Source organism: Litchfieldella rifensis (assembly GCF_042646605.1).
GTDB lineage: Bacteria > Pseudomonadota > Gammaproteobacteria > Pseudomonadales > Halomonadaceae > Litchfieldella > Litchfieldella rifensis.
Map to the genome: position 1 here is coordinate 79,627 of NZ_JBHRUG010000017.1, position 16,530 is coordinate 96,156.

At 63.4% G+C, this 16,530-nt stretch carries 16 protein-coding genes; 7 read left to right on the forward strand and 9 right to left on the reverse strand.

Annotation, left to right across the window (positions count from 1 at the left end; all coding sequences use genetic code 11):
- Positions 1-61: 61 nt before the first annotated feature.
- A complete protein-coding gene (locus ACFOEV_RS07460; protein WP_386772509.1) occupies positions 62-1,249 on the reverse strand; it encodes an acetyl-CoA C-acyltransferase in 1,188 nt (395 codons plus the stop codon).
- Positions 1,250-1,348: 99 nt separating this feature from the next.
- On the opposite strand from ACFOEV_RS07460, the gene ACFOEV_RS07465 reads away from it, so the two are divergent.
- The 3 genes from ACFOEV_RS07465 to ACFOEV_RS07475 all read left to right on the forward strand — a co-directional run bounded on the left by ACFOEV_RS07465 (position 1,349) and on the right by ACFOEV_RS07475 (position 4,923).
- Positions 1,349-1,939, forward strand: a complete 591-nt coding sequence (locus ACFOEV_RS07465; protein WP_386772510.1) for a TetR/AcrR family transcriptional regulator — start codon at positions 1,349-1,351, stop codon at positions 1,937-1,939.
- A 135-nt stretch (positions 1,940-2,074) separates the two neighbouring features.
- A complete protein-coding gene (locus ACFOEV_RS07470; RefSeq protein WP_386772511.1) occupies positions 2,075-2,848 on the forward strand; it encodes an SDR family NAD(P)-dependent oxidoreductase in 774 nt (257 codons plus the stop codon).
- 269 nt (positions 2,849-3,117) lie between these two features.
- On the forward strand, positions 3,118-4,923 hold the full coding sequence (locus tag ACFOEV_RS07475; protein WP_386772512.1) for an acyl-CoA dehydrogenase C-terminal domain-containing protein: 1,806 nt from the start codon (positions 3,118-3,120) through the stop codon (positions 4,921-4,923).
- Positions 4,924-4,986: 63 nt separating this feature from the next.
- Here the strand turns inward: ACFOEV_RS07475 and ACFOEV_RS07480 are convergent, their stop codons facing one another.
- The 8 genes from ACFOEV_RS07480 to ACFOEV_RS07515 form a co-directional block, all read right to left on the reverse strand.
- Entirely contained in the window at positions 4,987-5,694 is a 708-nt protein-coding gene (locus ACFOEV_RS07480) for a tellurite resistance TerB family protein (RefSeq protein WP_386772513.1), read from the reverse strand.
- Between the two features lie 66 nt (positions 5,695-5,760).
- Positions 5,761-6,477, reverse strand: coding sequence for a tellurite resistance TerB family protein (locus ACFOEV_RS07485; protein ID WP_386772514.1), 717 nt, complete (start codon positions 6,475-6,477; stop codon positions 5,761-5,763).
- Between the two features lie 115 nt (positions 6,478-6,592).
- Complete coding sequence (gene cobO / locus ACFOEV_RS07490) at positions 6,593-7,198, reverse strand: cob(I)yrinic acid a,c-diamide adenosyltransferase (protein ID WP_386772515.1); 606 nt, start codon at positions 7,196-7,198, stop codon at positions 6,593-6,595.
- 174 nt (positions 7,199-7,372) lie between these two features.
- Positions 7,373-9,367: a putative bifunctional diguanylate cyclase/phosphodiesterase gene (locus ACFOEV_RS07495; protein ID WP_386772516.1), complete on the reverse strand. Its 1,995-nt coding sequence runs from the start codon at positions 9,365-9,367 to the stop codon at positions 7,373-7,375.
- Between the two features lie 293 nt (positions 9,368-9,660).
- Positions 9,661-10,683: an alpha/beta hydrolase gene (locus ACFOEV_RS07500; protein ID WP_386772517.1), complete on the reverse strand. Its 1,023-nt coding sequence runs from the start codon at positions 10,681-10,683 to the stop codon at positions 9,661-9,663.
- 27 nt (positions 10,684-10,710) lie between these two features.
- Positions 10,711-11,013 carry a winged helix-turn-helix domain-containing protein gene (locus tag ACFOEV_RS07505; RefSeq protein WP_386772518.1) on the reverse strand — a complete coding sequence of 101 codons (303 nt, stop codon included), beginning with the start codon at positions 11,011-11,013 and terminating at the stop codon, positions 10,711-10,713.
- Positions 11,014-11,046: 33 nt separating this feature from the next.
- Positions 11,047-12,120: a PA0069 family radical SAM protein gene (locus ACFOEV_RS07510; RefSeq protein ID WP_386772519.1), complete on the reverse strand. Its 1,074-nt coding sequence runs from the start codon at positions 12,118-12,120 to the stop codon at positions 11,047-11,049.
- Between the two features lie 124 nt (positions 12,121-12,244).
- Positions 12,245-12,709 carry a 2-hydroxyacyl-CoA dehydratase gene (locus ACFOEV_RS07515; RefSeq protein WP_386772520.1) on the reverse strand — a complete coding sequence of 155 codons (465 nt, stop codon included), beginning with the start codon at positions 12,707-12,709 and terminating at the stop codon, positions 12,245-12,247.
- Positions 12,710-12,839: 130 nt separating this feature from the next.
- Between ACFOEV_RS07515 and cobT the strand changes: the two genes are divergently transcribed.
- The 4 genes from cobT to ACFOEV_RS07535 are packed head-to-tail and all read left to right on the forward strand — an operon-like array spanning position 12,840 to position 16,522.
- On the forward strand, positions 12,840-13,904 hold the full coding sequence (gene cobT / locus ACFOEV_RS07520) for a nicotinate-nucleotide--dimethylbenzimidazole phosphoribosyltransferase (RefSeq protein ID WP_386773058.1): 1,065 nt from the start codon (positions 12,840-12,842) through the stop codon (positions 13,902-13,904).
- Complete coding sequence (cbiB, locus tag ACFOEV_RS07525) at positions 13,901-14,872, forward strand: adenosylcobinamide-phosphate synthase CbiB (RefSeq protein WP_386772521.1); 972 nt, start codon at positions 13,901-13,903, stop codon at positions 14,870-14,872. The genes cobT and cbiB overlap by 4 nt, the downstream gene beginning before the upstream one ends.
- Before the next feature lie 34 nt (positions 14,873-14,906).
- Positions 14,907-15,992, forward strand: a complete 1,086-nt coding sequence (gene cobD / locus ACFOEV_RS07530) for a threonine-phosphate decarboxylase CobD (protein ID WP_386772522.1) — start codon at positions 14,907-14,909, stop codon at positions 15,990-15,992.
- Positions 15,989-16,522 carry a bifunctional adenosylcobinamide kinase/adenosylcobinamide-phosphate guanylyltransferase gene (locus ACFOEV_RS07535; RefSeq protein ID WP_386772523.1) on the forward strand — a complete coding sequence of 178 codons (534 nt, stop codon included), beginning with the start codon at positions 15,989-15,991 and terminating at the stop codon, positions 16,520-16,522. The genes cobD and ACFOEV_RS07535 overlap by 4 nt, the downstream gene beginning before the upstream one ends.
- Positions 16,523-16,530: the final 8 nt, after the last annotated feature.

A 16,530-nucleotide genomic window follows, 5' to 3' on the forward strand; every position in this document is an offset into this window, starting at 1 on the left:
GGCGATGCGAGGCCACCTCGGGGCGCGTTTGGGCGGCCCGAGGTGACCCTCTATCGAAGGATCAGTCGCAGAGCTCGATCGCCACGGCGGTGGCTTCGCCGCCACCGATACACAGGCTGGCGATGCCGCGCCTGCCGCCTTTCACGCGCAGGGCATTGATCAGGGTGGCGATGAGCCGCGAGCCGGTGGAGCCGATGGGGTGCCCCTGGGCACAGGCACCACCGAACACATTGACCTTGTCGTGGGAAATGTCCAGCCCGTCCATGGCCAGCAGGGTGACCACGGCGAAGGCCTCGTTGATCTCGAACAGGTCGACCTCGTCCACCGACCAGTCGAGCCGGTCCAGCAACTTGTCGATCGCGCCCACCGGGGCGATGGTGAACTCGCTGGGATGCTGGGAGTGGGTGCTGTGGCCGAGGATACGGGCGATGGGCAGGATGCCATGAGCTTCGGCGGCGGCCCGACTGGCCACGATCAGCGCCGAGGCACCGTCGGAGATCGAACTGGCATTGGCGGCGGTGATGGTACCGTCCTTGGCAAAGGCCGGGCGCAGGTCGCGGATCTTGTCGAGTCTGGCCTGAAAGGGCTGTTCGTCGTGGTCGACGACGCTCTCGCCGTGGCGACCCTTGACGGTGACCGGTGCCATCTCGGCGGCCAGGTGCCCGGCTTCATGGGCGGCCATCGCGCGTTCCAGCGAGGCGATGGCGAAGTCGTCCATGCGCTCGCGCGAGTAGCCACGCTCGCTGGCGATCTGCTGGGCAAAGCCTCCCATCAACTGGCCGGTTTCGGCGTCTTCCAGGCCATCCAGGAACATGTGGTCCTTGAGCTCGCCGTGGCCCAGGCGGTAGCCGCTGCGGGCGCGGCTCAACAGGTGCGGGGCGTTGGACATCGACTCCATGCCGCCGGCCAGCACGATTTCACCGCTGCCGGCGCGAATCAGGTCATGGGCGAGCATGGTGGCCTTCATGCCCGAGCCGCAGAGCTTGTTGATGGTGGTGGCACCGATGCTGTCCGGGACGCCGGCCTGGCGCATGGCCTGGCGGGCGGGCCCCTGCTTGACACCAGCGGGCAGCACGCAACCGAAGATCCCCTCGTCGACCTCATCGGCCTCGAGGCCGGCCCGTTCGATGGCGGCGCGTATGGCCGTGGCGGCGAGCTCGGGAGCCGTGAGGCTGGCAAGGCTCCCCAGCATACCGCCCATGGGAGTGCGGGTAGCAGAAAGAATCACGATATCGTCTTGGTATGACATGGCGAAGACTCCAGGCGTTTATAAGAAGGTAAGCCGTTGACCGCCGCTCGGGGCTATGGTTTGCTCAAGCATAACCAAGCAAGCGCTAGTGTAAATGCGATGAATGTAGTGAATGTCTCACCCCGCCGCAAGGAGTTGACAAGGGTCGCCGCCCAAATGTTCGTTCAGGAAGGCTTCGACCGCACCACGGTACGCATGCTGGCCCAGGAAATGGGCATCAAGTCGGGCAGCCTCTTCCACCACTTCCGGGACAAGCAGGAAATTCTCTGTGCGGTGATCGAGGAGGGTACCCAGAATGCCCTGGCGATCGCTCGCGATGCACTGGCGCAATGCGCCGGCACCCCCGAAGCCCGCCTGCATGCCATGGCACGTGCTCACCTGGAAACCTTGCTTACCGACCGTAATGCCCATGTGGTTGCCCTCTACGAGTGGCGGCGTCTGGACGAAGCGTCCCGTGAGCACCTGATTCATTTGCGGGATGCCTACGAAGCCTTGTGGCAGATGGTGATTGCCGATGCCCTGGAAGCCGGCCTGATCCGCGGCGACAAGTTCCTGGTTTCACGCTTCGTACTCGGGGCCCTCAATTGGACCGTGCGTTGGTACGACCCGGCTGGCTCGCGTTCTCCGGAAGAGCTGGCCCACGAGCTGATCGGCATGATCACGCTGCCTGAGCCGGCCCACGCTCGGTGATCTCCTGGGCCTTGCCTCTTGTGCCTGGCCCCTGTTCCTGATGTGACCGACCAATGGCAGGATCCAGCGCTTCAAGCTGCGCGCCGAGGCAGCCGAGGACGCTGCCGCTGCCCGATAACCGTGGAGAGACTCACCATGCAAATGCAGGACAAGACCTTTCTGATCACCGGCGCCGCCTCCGGGCTGGGAGCGGCCACCGCCGAGCGGTTGGTGGCCGGAGGTGCTCAGGTGGTGTTATGCGACCTGAGCGACAAGGTGGAGGCCTTGGCTTCCCGCCTGGGCGATACCGCGCTGGCCTGTCGTGGCGATGTGACGTCAGGCGACGACATGCAGGTCGTGGTCGACAAGGCCGTGGCCGCAGGCGGCGAGAACAGCGGCCTGCATGGTGTGGTGCACTGTGCCGGCGTCGTTGGCGTGGCCAAGCTGCTCGACCGTGAGGGCAACCCGGCCGATCTCGAGGCCTATGCCCGTACCGTGCAGATCAACCTGGTAGGAACCTTCAATGTGATGCGTCTGGCCGCCGCGGCCATGGTCCGTAACTCACCGCAAGGCGGCGATGGCGAACGTGGTGTGATCATCACCACGGCCTCCATTGCTGCCTTTGACGGCCAGGTGGGGCAGGCGGCCTATAGCGCCTCCAAGGCCGGGGTGGTGGGCATGACCTTGCCACTGGCCCGCGAACTGTCGCGCCACGGCATCCGCGTGATGACCATCGCTCCCGGGGTGTTCGAGACGCCGATGATGAGCGAACTTCCCGAGGATGCCGTGGCGGCACTCTCCGCCGCCGTGCCGTTTCCCAAGCGCCTGGGAAAACCGCACGAGTTCGCCATGCTTGCCGAGCAGATCATCGCCAACCCCATGCTCAACGGCGAGGTGATCCGCCTGGACGGCGGCATTCGGATGCAATGACCCGGCTACGCCGGGTCAGGAGCTCGAAGCTTGAAGAGCGGCGCTCCGCGCCTGGAACCTGGAAGAAAAACCCCTGACGCTAGCTTCTGGTGGCAAGGTGCTGCCTTCCAGCTTCCAGCTTCCAGCTTCCAGCTTCCAGCTTCCAGTCGCGAAGCGACGTACTTTTTAAAACGAACGCTTGACTCCTGTTTGGCGAATGGCTAATTTCAAACGAATGTTTGAGAGTGGCGGCGATTGTCGCCTCGCCGTCGATTTCAGGAGTGTTCGAGATGCCCGACTATCAGGCCCCCCTGCGCGATCTGCGTTTCGTGATGGATGAGATGCTGGACTTCCCCTCCCACTATGCTCGCTTGCCGGGTGGTGAGGAGGCTTCGCCGGACGTGGTCAACGCCATCCTCGAGGAGGGGGCGCGCTTCGCTCGCGAAGCGTTGTTGCCGCTCAATCAGAGCGGCGATCGTGAGGGTTGCCTGTTGGAGGGAGGCGAGGTCAAGGCACCCAAGGGGTTCAAGGAGGCCTACCGGCAATATGTCGAGGGTGGTTGGCCCAGCCTGTCCGCCGAGCCGGAGTTTGGTGGCCAGGGCCTGCCGCATTCGCTGGGCATGGTGCTTAGTGAGATGATCTGTGCCACCAACCTGGCCTGGGGCATGTATCCGGGGCTTTCCCACGGGGCGGCCGATGCCTTGCGTCATCATGGCAGCGACGAGCAGAAGGCCACCTATCTGACCAAGCTGGTCGAGGGCGTATGGACCGGTACCATGTGCCTGACCGAGCCGCATTGCGGCACCGACCTGGGGCTGATCAAGACGCGCGCCGTGCCGACCGTCGATGGCTCTTATGAAATCTCTGGCACGAAGATCTTCATCTCCGCCGGCGAGCACGACCTGGCCGAGAATATCGTCCACCTGGTGCTGGCCAAGCTGCCCGATGCCCCGGAAGGCTCCAAGGGCATCTCGCTGTTCGTGGTTCCCAAGTTCCTACCCGACGCCGATGGCAACCCCGGCGAGCGCAATGGCGTGACCTGCGGCTCGCTGGAGCACAAGATGGGCATCCACGGCAACGCCACCTGCGTGATGAACTTCGACGCCGCCCGCGGCTTCCTGGTCGGGCCGCCCAACAAGGGGTTGGCCTGCATGTTCACGATGATGAACGTGGCGCGTATCGGCGTCGGCATCCAAGGCCTGGGCCTGATGGAGGCCAGCTTCCAGAACTCGCTGGCTTATGCCCGCGACCGCCAGCAGATGCGTGCGCTGTCCGGCCCCAAGGCGGTCGACAAGCCTGCCGACCCGATCATCGTCCATCCCGACGTACGGCGCATGCTGCTGACCCAGAAGGCTTTCGCCGAGGGTGGCCGCATGCTGGTGATGTTCACCGCGCAGATGGTCGATGTGGTCGAACACGGCCAGGACGCGGTCGAGCGCGAGCATGCCGAGGCGCTGCTCGGCCTGCTGACGCCGATCGTCAAGGCGTTCCTTACCGAGGTCGGTTTCGAAGCCACCAATGAAGGGGTACAGGTCTTCGGCGGGCACGGTTTCATCCAGGAGTGGGGCATGGAGCAACTGGTGCGCGATGCACGCATCACCCGGCTCTACGAAGGCACCACCGGCGTCCAGGCTCTCGACCTGTTGGGTCGCAAGGTGTTGATGAGTCAGGGGGAAACACTGAAGGTCTTCACCAGGGAGATCCACAAGTTCTGCAAGGCCGAGGGCGACAATCCTGCGCTCACGGAGTTCGTCGAACCACTGGCTAGGCTCAACACCGAATGGGGCGAGCTGACCATGGCGGTAGGCATGAAGGCCATGAACGACCGCGAGGAAGTCGGCGCCGCCAGCGTCGACTACCTGATGTATTCCGGTTACGTGACCCTGGCTTATCTGTGGGCGCGCGCCGCCAAGCTGGCCAGCCAGTCACTGGGGGGCTCGGAAGACGCCTTCTACCGGGCCAAGCTCGACACCGCGCGCTTCTTCTATCAGCGCTTGCTGCCGCGGACCCGTGCCCATGCCCAGATGATCCAGGCCGGTGCCGGTTCGCTGATGGCGATCTCCGCCAACGACTTCGGCCTGGGCTTCGAAATCTGATTCATCGCCATCCAATACTCGCGATCGCGCCCTGCCAAGCGGGGCACTGCAAGACTCTCTCGATCAGGCGTTTGCTAGGGCCTGGCGCTGCAGTTCGAGAGCCTCGGCTTGAGGGAGGCCCAGGGCCAGGGCCAATTCGTTTAGCCATGGACGCTCCAGCGGAGGGTTATCCTCGATCACGGCCACGCTGACCAGATAGACTTCCCTGGCTTCCTGGTGGGAGTCGACTTCAAGCGCCAAGGTATCGAAGTCCACGGGGTCCTCCAGTTGCGCCTCGATCCAGCTTTTTAGCTCGTCATTGGCACCAAGGGTGTCGAGCCGTTGCATCAGTGCAGTGCGCTTGGCCTCATCGAAATTGCCATCGGCGCGTGACGCCATTAGGGTCGTCCTCAGCAGTAACAGGCTTCGCCGTTCTCGCGCGGTGTACTGCAACTGCTTCAACGGAAGCCCATGGTGACGGGGCGGAGTGCCTGGATGAGAAGCTCGATACTCCTGCCAGGCGTTCCAGGCCAGCACACCGATACCTGCGATCGTGCTGTATTTCAGCATCTTGCCACCCAGGAAACGACCGGGCCGCGTGCCCAAGAGCAAGCCCACTGCGCCGCCTGTCACCAGGCTCTTCACTTTCAAGTTGTCGACGCCGAATGCTCCGTTGTCTCTATCGAGTCGGGAAACGGGTCCCTCTGACAGGTGGTCGAGGGCAGCGCTGTCTGCGATGCGTCCCCCGGTGGTCAGTTCTAGAACTCCATCGAAAATTTCCTTGGTATTCATAGCGAACTCCTCAAGGGCTCTATCCGTAAAAACCGCCACCTGTCCTTCGCTAGCCTCGGTTGGCCATCATCCTGAGGCAGACATTGCCTGGCGCTCCAGTTCGGCGGTCATTCCGGCATCCAGACCCAGGGCTGCCCCCAGTTGGTCCAGCCAGGCGCGCTCCATGGGGTTCTGGTCGTCGATCATCGCCACACTGACCAGGTAGATCTCGCGCGCCGCCTGGGGCGAATCGGCTTGCTTGGCCAGCGCCTCGGCGTCCAGCGGGGCCTGGAACTGCTGCTCGACCCAGGCGTGCAACTCCTCGTCGGCCCCCATGGCATCGATCTGCTCGGTGAGCTGGGCACGCTCGTTCTCGTCGATATGCCCATCGGCCCGTGCCGCCATGATCATTGCCTGCAGGATCTCCAGACTGCGCTGTTCTTGCTGCTGGCCCTGCAGCCGCTCCAACGGCTGGCCTTCCCGCGCGTCGTCACCCTGGCCGGATTGATAGTTCTGCCAAGCCTTCCAGGCCAGCACGCCCACGCCGGCAATGGCACCGTACTTCAAAGCCTTGCCGCCCATCTTGCGGCCACGCTTGGAACCAATCAGCATACCCAGGGCACCACCGCCCAACAGACTCTTCATGTCGACACCGCTGCCGCCTGCCTGGCCTTGACCGCCGACTTGGGAAGACAGCCCCTTCATCAGTCGATCGACGTCGAATCCTCCACCTCCTTGGCGATTTCCGTCGCTGCCGCCTCCAGCCTGCTTCATCAACTGGTCGAGAATTCCCTTGGCATTCATAGCATGCTCCTCAACGTGACTATCATGGAACGCCTGATGCCCCCTCGGCACCGTAGCGCGTTGGGGATGACTCCCTGCACTTGGAAGGCTGTGTCGGCGGGAAGTTCGTCACCGATCAATAATCGATGCCACGACGGGCCTGGAGACCGGTATTGAAGGCGTGCTTGGTTTCCTGCATCTCGGTGACGGTATCGGCCATCGCTACCAGCTCGCGATGAGCGTTGCGCCCGGTGACGATCACCGTCTGCTCGGCGGGACGACTCTCGAGCGCCTTTTTCAGCACTTCGAACTCCAGATAGCCGAACTTGAGCATGTAGGTGATCTCATCGAGCACCACGAGATACACCGCAGGGTCGGCCAGCAGACGCTCGGCCTCGCGCCACACTGTCTGGCATGCCCGGGTGTCGCTTTCGCGGTCCTGGGTATCCCAAGTGAACCCGGTGGCCATCACCTGCACCTCGAGGTTATCGTCGTCGATCAGGCGTTCGCGCTCGCCGCACTCCCACGTTCCCTTGATGAACTGCACCACGCCGACCTTGTAACCGTAGCCGAGTGCGCGTGTCACCGTGCCCCAGGCCGCGGTGGTCTTGCCCTTGCCGTTGCCGGTGAACACCAGCAGCAAGCCACGCTGCTCGGTGGCCTGGGCGACCTTCTCATCGACATGCGACTTCAGCTTCTGCATCGACCTCTTGTGGCGTGCTTCGCGATCACTCTCGCTCATGAGGGGCTCCGCTGGGAAAATGGCTGTATTGCCAACAGCCTACGACAGTCATGGCGTCGCGTCAGCTTCCGGCCCCGAGTCCAATGCGTCCCCCTGCCAGTGGTAGAGGGTGATCAGGGGGCGGCGGTGGTCTGCGGTTTCACGACTGGCGTGTTGGGAGCTCCTGCGAGGGGGTCAGCCGTGCCCGAGTTCGTCCAGATCGCCACGATATTCCAGCGGCGCCCACAGTCCGCCCTGCAGGATATCGCAGCCCTTATGGCGTAGATGGATGGCCTGCTCGCGCGTTTCCACACCGTTGGCGACGACCTGGAGGCCGAGCTCATGGGCCATGATGATGATGCTGCGCACGATCGCCCGGCAGTGCAGGTGGTCGACGATCCCATCGATCAGCGACGTGTCGATCTTGATGGTGTCGACCGGAAAGCGGTGCAGCTGTGTCAGCACCGAGCGGCCACTGCCGAATTCGTCGATAGCCACTCTCACGCCCAGTGCCTTGAAGCCGCGCAGGATGGTACTGGCTCGCTGTGGGTCGCTCATCAGCACGCTTTCGGTCAGTTCGATCTCCAGCATCTTGCCTGGCAGGCCACTGTTGATGAGGGCCTCCCCCACCTTCTCGACGAGATCGTCACGCAGTAGCTGGGTGGTCGAGATGTTGAGATTCATCTTCAATCCGACCCCCGAATCCAGCCAGTCTCGTCCTTGGCGGCAGACCATATCCAGCACCCATTGGCCGATGGAGGCGGTCAGGCCGGCTTCCTCGGCGGCGTGCACGAGCTGTTGCGACCCCATGAGACCGAATCGTGGCGAGTTCCAGCGCGGAAGCGCTTCCACTGCCATCACCTGACTGGAGCGTGCGCAGATCAGCGGTTGATAGACGAGCTCGAGCTCACCGCGTGGGATGGCTTCGCGCAGTGCGCCGCGAAGGACAACACGGTCAGGCTCGCTGCGCTGCAGTTCGGGCGTGAAAAGATGATATTGGCGACATCCGTGGCGCTGGGCTTGTCGCAGCGCCAGGCCGGCGTTACGGATCAGTTCGTGGACCGTGCGGCCGTGGTCGGGGAACAGGCTGACCCCAATGCTGCAGCTGGCGAATACTTTGTGGTCCGCCAGTTCTACCGGCTCGCTGGTCCAATCGAGCAGTCGTTCGACAATCGACTGTATATCCGCCTCTTTCTCGAGGTGTGGCAGTACCACCAGCATTTCGTCACTGCCGAGTCGGCTGACGACTTGGCCCTGACCCAGGCAGCGCTTGATGCGTTGTGCGGTCCGGTGCAGGAAGTAGTCGCCGATGTCGAGGCCAAGCGAATCATTGATCGACTGTAACCGGTCGATATCGATATGCAGCACCGCGATCTTGGTGTCGCTATCCGCTTCCCTTGCGATGAGCTCTGCCAGGTAGTTCTGGGCGCGCTGTCTATTCGGCAGTCCGGTCAGCTCATCATGGCTGGCATGGCTGGCTAGTCCCATCAGCATGTCGTGACAAAGCTGTTGAGCTGCACTGAGGGCAGTTTCGGCACGGGCACGGGACTCGGTTTCATGCCGCAGCACTTGGGCTTGCTGCTGGAGTCGAGTGACTTCACGCAGCCGTTGCTGCGGCGACAGGCGGTAATAGTTCTCGGCCGGCAGCACATGGGTGTGATGATCGCAGATGGCGTCGAAGGCGTGATGGTCACCGGCTCGACGGAAGTGCGTCATGGCATAGCTGCACAACAGGGTGATCGGCAAGCGCCGACAGACATTGTGCCAGAGTCCTTCCAGGTGCACCGCGGCGTCGGGATTTCCCCCTTCACACAGCAGATTGACCAACTCCCCAAAGGCGCGGACAGGGTGTCGCTGGTATCTTGGTGCCGGGGCTTGGATAGCCTCGACAATGTGCCTTTCGAACAATGTCTCGTCGGGCAAGCCATCATGCATGATGGCCTCGAGCGAGGTGTGGGCATCGAGAACCGTGAGCTGGCCGCTGGCGGTGGCCGCTTGAACATTCATGCCTTTGGCCTCGAGCCGTTGGATGACGGCAGCGAGGCGGGAGGCGGTCAGTACGACGAAAAGCCGTTCGTCCAGCAAGGCGCCGGCATGAAGATAGTCGGCTATCGCATCGGCCAGAAAGTCATCGTCTTCGTAGAACTGAACGATGTGATCGTGAGTTTGGCATGGGGCTGCTACTTGCATGTTTTATCCTTCTACATGTAAGCATTTCTTGTCGTATATTATATATAACCAGCCACTCTGTATTAGTGATTCTTGATGTAAACTGGAACTGGCCTTGCGTGGCAGGAAAATTCCTACCCCGGGGTCTTGTCTTTATCACGCACCCGGGGGGCTGTCAAAAGGGTTTTTGGGGATGATATGCAGCCCCTGCTGATGCTGGTTCAGGATTTACTCCGAAGTTTCCTGAGGTTGGCGGCACGTTTACGGCTGTTCTCCATCGCGTGGGCAACGAAAGTGTGGACGAACTCATGCGACTAGCAGTTGCAAAGCCGTCGCCTGGCCTCGCTGAGGGCCACCTCATGCTGAGAGGGCAGCGGTGCCTGGGGATCGAGCAGCCAGCTGGCGATATCGGCGTGGGTCTGGGCGCGACCGGTATAGCGATCCAGCATATGATAGCCGGCGGGGTATATCGCCATGCGCCAGGGCGTGGCCTCGGAATCGGGGAGACGCTCGAGCATGTCGCAGATCGCTTCGGGGGGGATGATCTGGTCTTCCTCGCCGTACATGATCAGGAGGGGACCGGTGAGCCGTGGCGCAGCTTTCAGGGCATCATCCATCATCCTTGAGACGCCATACAACGTGTCGACACGGGCGCTGCGCAGGATCAACGGGTCCTTGGCCAAGAGCTGCTTGATCTCGGGGTCGTCGGTCGGCTCGATACCCAGGCGTCGGGTCATGCGAGCCGAGAAGGTAGTGGAGGGAAACAGGCGTACCCCCAGCCACAGTCCCAGACGCTGATACCAGGGCATGGCGCTCTGGCCCCAGACGGCGGGGGAGATCAGGACGCTGCCGTCCACCGGTGGCGAGTCATTGCCGCTCAGGGCAAGCATGACCACGGCGGCTCCCATGCTATTGCCGACGAGATACAGCGGGGTACGGGGGTAGCGCTTACGGAGTAGACGGGAGATCGTCTTGACATCCTCGGCCAGGCGCTCCTGGCCCGGCCACAGGCGGCGCTGTGCCGTGGTGCCGAAGCCGCGCTGGTCGTGAGCGTAGACGCTGATGCCTCGTTCGGTGAGCGACTCGGCGAGGATCTCGAAGCTGCCGCCGTGATCGTTGAAGCCGTGTACGGCCAGTACCACGGCCTGAGGCGACGTCTTGGCCGGCCAATGCCTTAGGGGTAAGCGATAGCCATCGCGGGCGATGATCGCGAAGTCTTTCAGCTCGGGATCCTGATGACCAGGCCCCGGCGATTGTGTAATGACACGGCTGGCACAGCCAACAAGGGTGATGGTCAGCAGCAGCGTCAACGCGAGCGCGATGGGTAAACGGTCCATGCCGCGAGCATAGCGAATCCCGAATGTTCAGGGATAGCCCAGCACTGCCTTGATATGTGTCAGGTGGTGGGCGATCCAGCGCCGGTTGATGGCTCCCCAGTCTCGGATCACGTAGCGACCGATGTTGTGTCGCTCACCTTCGATGTTCTCGAACGCGCAGACGATATCCAGTTCGGCCAGGGAGTTGATGGTGTCCTGGGCGGTACGCCGGGGCATGCCGGTGACCTCGATCAACGCGGGTACGCTGGTGGCCACCCCGCTATCGATCAGGTACGCCACATAGAGTCGACGATAGAAACTGGATTTGGTCTTGCTGATCGTGCTGGCCATCGTCGCGTTTCCCTGGAGCGTGTCGATGCCATCTTAGCCGAACAGATCGCCTTGGGCATGCGGTGGGCGAAAGGACTCGCAGTCCAGCCCCAGTTCGGTGCGTTCGTTCAACCCCAGACGCCGGCTGGCCTTGCGGAAGCGCTGCGCCAATAGCTCGGCGAAGACGCCTTCGCCGCTCATGCGCTTGCCAAAGCGCGAGTCATAGGTCTCTCCTCCCCGGCATTGGCGCATCAGGCTCATGACCTTGGTGGCACGCTCGGGGTAGTGGGTGGTCAGCCAATCCTCGAACAGTGGCGCGACCTCTCGTGGCAGGCGCAACAGCATCCAGCTGGCGGTACGCGCACCGGCACGACTTGCGGCTTCCAGCAAACGTTCCAGTTCATGATCGGTGAGTCCGGGAATCACCGGCGAGATCAGGCTGCCTACCGGCACCCCGGCGGTATTGAGTTCACTCATCACGCGCAGGCGTGCCTTGGGAGAGGCCGTGCGTGGTTCCAGGGTACGCTTCAGGTTGTCGTCGAGACTGGTGAGGCTGACGAAGACCCGGACCAGGCGGTGTTCGGCCAACTCGGAGAGGATATCGAGATCGCGCAGTATCAGGGCGCTCTTGGTCACCAGGGTGACCGGATGGCGGCACTCCAGCAGCAATTCGAGCACGGCCCTGGTCGTACGGCGTTCTGCCTCGATAGGCTGGTAGCAGTCGGTATTGCCCGACAGGCTGATGGGGCGACACACATAGCCGGGTTTGCAGAATTCCTCGCGCAGACGCTCTACCAGTCCGGTGCGGGCGATCAGCCTGGTTTCGAAGTCGAGTCCCGGGGAAAGGTCCCAGTAAGCGTGGCTGGGGCGGGCATAACAGTAGATGCAGCCGTGCTCGCAGCCACGATAGGGATTCAGCGATCGATCGAAGGGCAGGTCCGGTGAGCGATTCCATGACAGGGCGCTCTTGGTCGGTTCGTCGCGTACCTGGGTAGCGATACGCGGCGATGCCTCTTCCTGCCACCAGCCATCATCGATGGCTTCGCTGTGGGTGGGGGCAAAGCGATTAGGAGGATCATAGGTGGCGCCGCGCCCCTTGCGCAGCGTGGAAGGGTGTTGAATGGCCATGTGTGCAACGCCTCTTTGCTGTATATAAATACAGTATAGAGGCGTTGCCGGGGGCTGCAAGCCAGCTCCCGGCGTGTCACTGGTCCCGATTCGGCCCATCGAATGATCGTCGAGCTGGCGGCGTTCAGTAATCCTCGAGCCGCTGCATATCGCGGGCGATGCGGCGCACCTCGCCTTCGTGACCGGCGGCCAGGGCAATGAAAAAGTCGCGTTCCGCTTCGATGCTGGCGCAATCGGCGCGGTGCGCATAAAGGTCCTGCAAGGTCTTGTGGGTGGTCAGAGCGGTGGCCAGCACGTCCTGGACGCTAGTGCAATCCATGCAGCGCGCCAAACGTTCGAGTACCGGCGGATGCGGGAAATCGTTCGGATCGTCGAACCAGGTGTTCAGCACGCTGTTGTGGTTGGTGCTGTCGCCGAAATACTCTTCCAGGCCAGCCTGCATCTTTCGTTCGCGCGCGGCCAGGTAGTCCAGTGCCATGCGTACCCGGTCGCTGACGTCGCCAGCGGACAACTCGTCATACTGCTCGGCGAGGCGGGAATGATACTCCACTACCCAATGCACGAGTTCCTTGACCTGATGAAAGCGCATCGCGAGATCCTCCTTGGATACCCTTTCTATCATCCTAGCCGAGTCCCATGGAGACGACTTGATCTGTATCACTCTCTGGATGAGGATGAGCGCTCGCTAATGCCCCATGACCCTGCCAGGAGCGGCCGTGTTGAAGACCACCATTGCAAGGATCGCGATTCGCGATCGGGACCTTGGCCAGCAGGCCAGGGCACACCTCGACAACCTCACCAAGCCACCCGGTAGCCTGGGACAACTCGAAAGGTTGGCCATCGAATTGGTGGAGATGACCGGCCAGGCCTTCCCCGCGGTCGTGCCCCCTGCGGTGCTGGTCTTCGCCGCCGATCATGGCGTGGCTGCCGAGGGCGTCTCGGCCTTCCCCCAGGCGGTCACGGCACAGATGGTCGCCAACTTCGTGGGCGGAGGAGCGGCCATCAACGTCTTCGCTCGGCAGATAGGCGCCCAGTTGGAGATCATCGATGTCGGCGTGGCCAGCGAGTTCCCGGGCGGGAACATCGAGCGTGGCGTCGTGCATGAAAAGGTGCGCCCGGGCACGGCCAATTTCGTCGACGTCGATGCCATGAGCCGTGACGAGGCCGAGCGGGCCATCGACGTGGGCATTCGCGCGGCGAACCGAGCCCTCGATGCCGGCTGCAACTGCCTGATCGTTGGCGAGATGGGCATCGCCAATACCACCGCCAGCAGTGCGGTACTGGCAGTGTTGACGGGAGAGGAGCCGGCACGGGTGGTCGGCCAGGGTACCGGCATTCCGCAGGCACTTTTGCCCCACAAGCAGACGGTGATCGAGCGGGCCATCGCCGCCCGTCGGCCGGATCGGAGCGACCCTGTGGAGGTGCTGGCCAAGGTCGGTGGGCTGGAGATTGGTGCCATGGCCGGGGCCTACCTGGGCGCCGCGGCGCGCCGTACGCCGGTGATCGTCGATGGTTTCATCGCCACGGTGGCGGCCCTGCTGGCGTGCCGGCTGTGTCCTGGCGCACGCGACTTCATGATCTTCGGACACCGCTCCCAGGAGCCGGGTCACGCTGTCGCCCTGGCGGCGTTGAACGCCGCCCCCTTGTTGGATCTGGACCTGCGCCTCGGAGAAGGCAGCGGCGCGGCCCTGGCCTTCCCGCTGGTGGCCTCGGCGACTCGTATGCTGGCCGAGATGGCGACGTTCGACTCGGCGGGAATCGCCGGCAGCGAGAGTCGCGAGTGAGCTTCGAGCCACTGGCGCCGTGGGGGCTGGTATTGCTGGTGACGGCGGTCGTCCTGGACCTGGTGCTCGGTGACCCACCCGGGATACCGCATCCCGTGGTCGGCATGGGCAAGGTCATCGCCAGGCTGGAGACAGCCTGGAACCGGGGGACGCCAACGGCACGGCGGTGCCGGGGATTCCTGCTGACCGCCGTGGTGGTACTCGGCGTCTATGGGCTCGCCTGGTCGGTGATCGCGATTCTGTCACGTCTGCACCCCTGGCTTGGCCTGGTGACCGAACTCTGGTTGCTCACCACGACTCTCGCCACCAAGGGCCTGAGCGATGCCGCCCGGGCTGTTGCCGAGCCCCTGACGAAGGGCGACCTGGCCATGGCCAGGCTGCGGCTCTCGATGATCGTCGGCCGCGACACCCACAACCTGGACGAGGCCGAAGTGGCGCGCGGCACGGTGGAAACCGTGGCCGAGAACACGGTCGATGGCATTACCGCGCCGCTGTTCTGGGCGTTCCTCGGTGGGGCGCCGCTGGCGTTGGCCTACAAGGCGGTCAATACGCTGGACTCGATGGTCGGCTATCGAAACTCGCGCTACACCGACTTCGGCTACGGCGCGGCGAAGCTGGATGATCTCGCCAACTGGATTCCGGCACGCTTGACGGCGCTGAGCCTGTGGCTGGCCGCACTGGCACTGTCCGACACACGCCGCCGCGGTGCCCTGGTCGGCACCTGGCGCGATGCCCCCCGGCATCCCAGCCCAAACGCCGGCTGGCCGGAGGCGATGATGGCACGGTTGCTCGGGGTGCAACTTGGCGGCACGAATCATTATGCTGGGGTGCCTTCCTGTCGGGCCATTCTCGGCGAACCACGGGAACCGCTCGGTGCCGGGCATATCGCACGCGCCATCCGCCATATGCATGGTGGTTGGGTGGTGTTCGTTATGCTGTTAGGTGTCGTGGCTCTTGTCCCCAAGTGAGGTCGTACCGCATGCGATGCCGGAGGAGATGGTGATGCAGTGGCCCAGCCATGGTGGTCGTCCTGAACAGCTGCTGGCCCGGTTCGGCTTGGCCGCAGACCGTGAAATTCTGGACTTCAGTGCCAATATCAACCCGCTCGGCCCGCCGGCCTGGCTCAAGGACAGGCTGATCGCCGGGCTGGACGGGCTGGATGTCTATCCCGACCCCGGTTACCTCGAGGCGCGTTGCGCCATCGCCGAAGCCGAGAACCTGGACTCGGCGCAGGTACTGCTCACCAACGGCGGGGCGGAGGCGGTCTTTCTCGCCGCTCGGCTACACGCCGGCCAGACCGCCACCATTGTGCAGCCGACCTTCGTGGAGTACGAACGGGCCTGCCGCCATTATGGTTTGCGGGTGGCGGACCTGCCGCTGTCGCCGGATAACAGTTTTTCCCTGGATGAGACGCGTGCCAGCAGGGCCATGGAGGGTAGTGATGTGCTCTTTGTGTGCCGCCCCAACAATCCCACCGGTACCCTGATCGAGCGTTCGCTGGTCGAGCGGCTGCTGGAAGCGGGTCGCCGGTTGGACTGTACGCTGGTGGTGGATGAAGCCTTCGTCGATTTCCTGACCGACCCCGTGGAGCGTCTGACGCCGCTGCTGGCCCGGTATCCCAACCTGATCCTGCTGCGTTCCATGACCAAGCTGTATGCCATCCCCGGGCTGCGGCTCGGCTACCTGCTCGGCAGCCCCGAGGTGGTGCGTCATGCAGCGGCGTTGCAGATGCCATGGAGCGTCAACAGCCTGGCTGCCGCTCTGGTCGAGCCCTTGCTGGCGGATAGCGGTTTCGTGGCGCGTACTCACCGCTGGCTGCAGGAAGAGCGACTCCGCTTGCACGAGGCCTTTGCACGCCTCGGTTTCCAGGTGACGCCCTCGCAAGTCAACTTCCTCCTGCTCCGGGATGCCCGGTGTCCGTCGGCGACCGGGAAACTGTTCGAATTCCTGCTGCATGCCGGCATCCTGGCGCGGCATACCCATAACTTCCGTGGGCTGGACGGTGCCTGGCTGCGTCTGGCGGTGCGCTCGCGAGAAGACAATGGCCGCCTATTGGCGGCCCTCGGGGACTGGAGCCCGGCAGGATGATCGCGTTCGTCAGTGGCGGTGCCCGTTCCGGCAAGAGTGGCCAGGCCGAGGCCCTGGCTCGGCGCTGGCATCAGGCCAGAGGGGGCCGGCTCTACTACCTGGCCACGGCCAAGGCCTCCGATGGTGAAATGGCCAGGCGCATCGCCCGCCACCGAGAGGCTCGCGGGGTGGATTGGACGACCCTGGAGGAACCGCTGGACCTGATGGCGGCCCTTGACCGAGTGGTTGCAGGCAGTACGCTGCTGCTCGACTGCCTGACGCTGTGGGCCAGCCAGGTGCTCTACGCTAGCGGCCTGGAGGAGCGCCAGGGGCTGGCCATGATGGAGGCATTGCTGGAACGGGCCCGGGTTCAGGATATCGCCCTGGTGGTGGTCTCCAACGACATCAACGAGGATATCCCTCCGCGCGGTGCCGAGGTGCGGCGCTATCTGCGCTTTCTGCAGCGATTGCACCGGCAGGTTGCCCACGAGGCCGAGATGGTGATTCAGGTCGTCGCCGGGATGCCGATCCACTGGAAGCGACACGAGTAGGGGACACG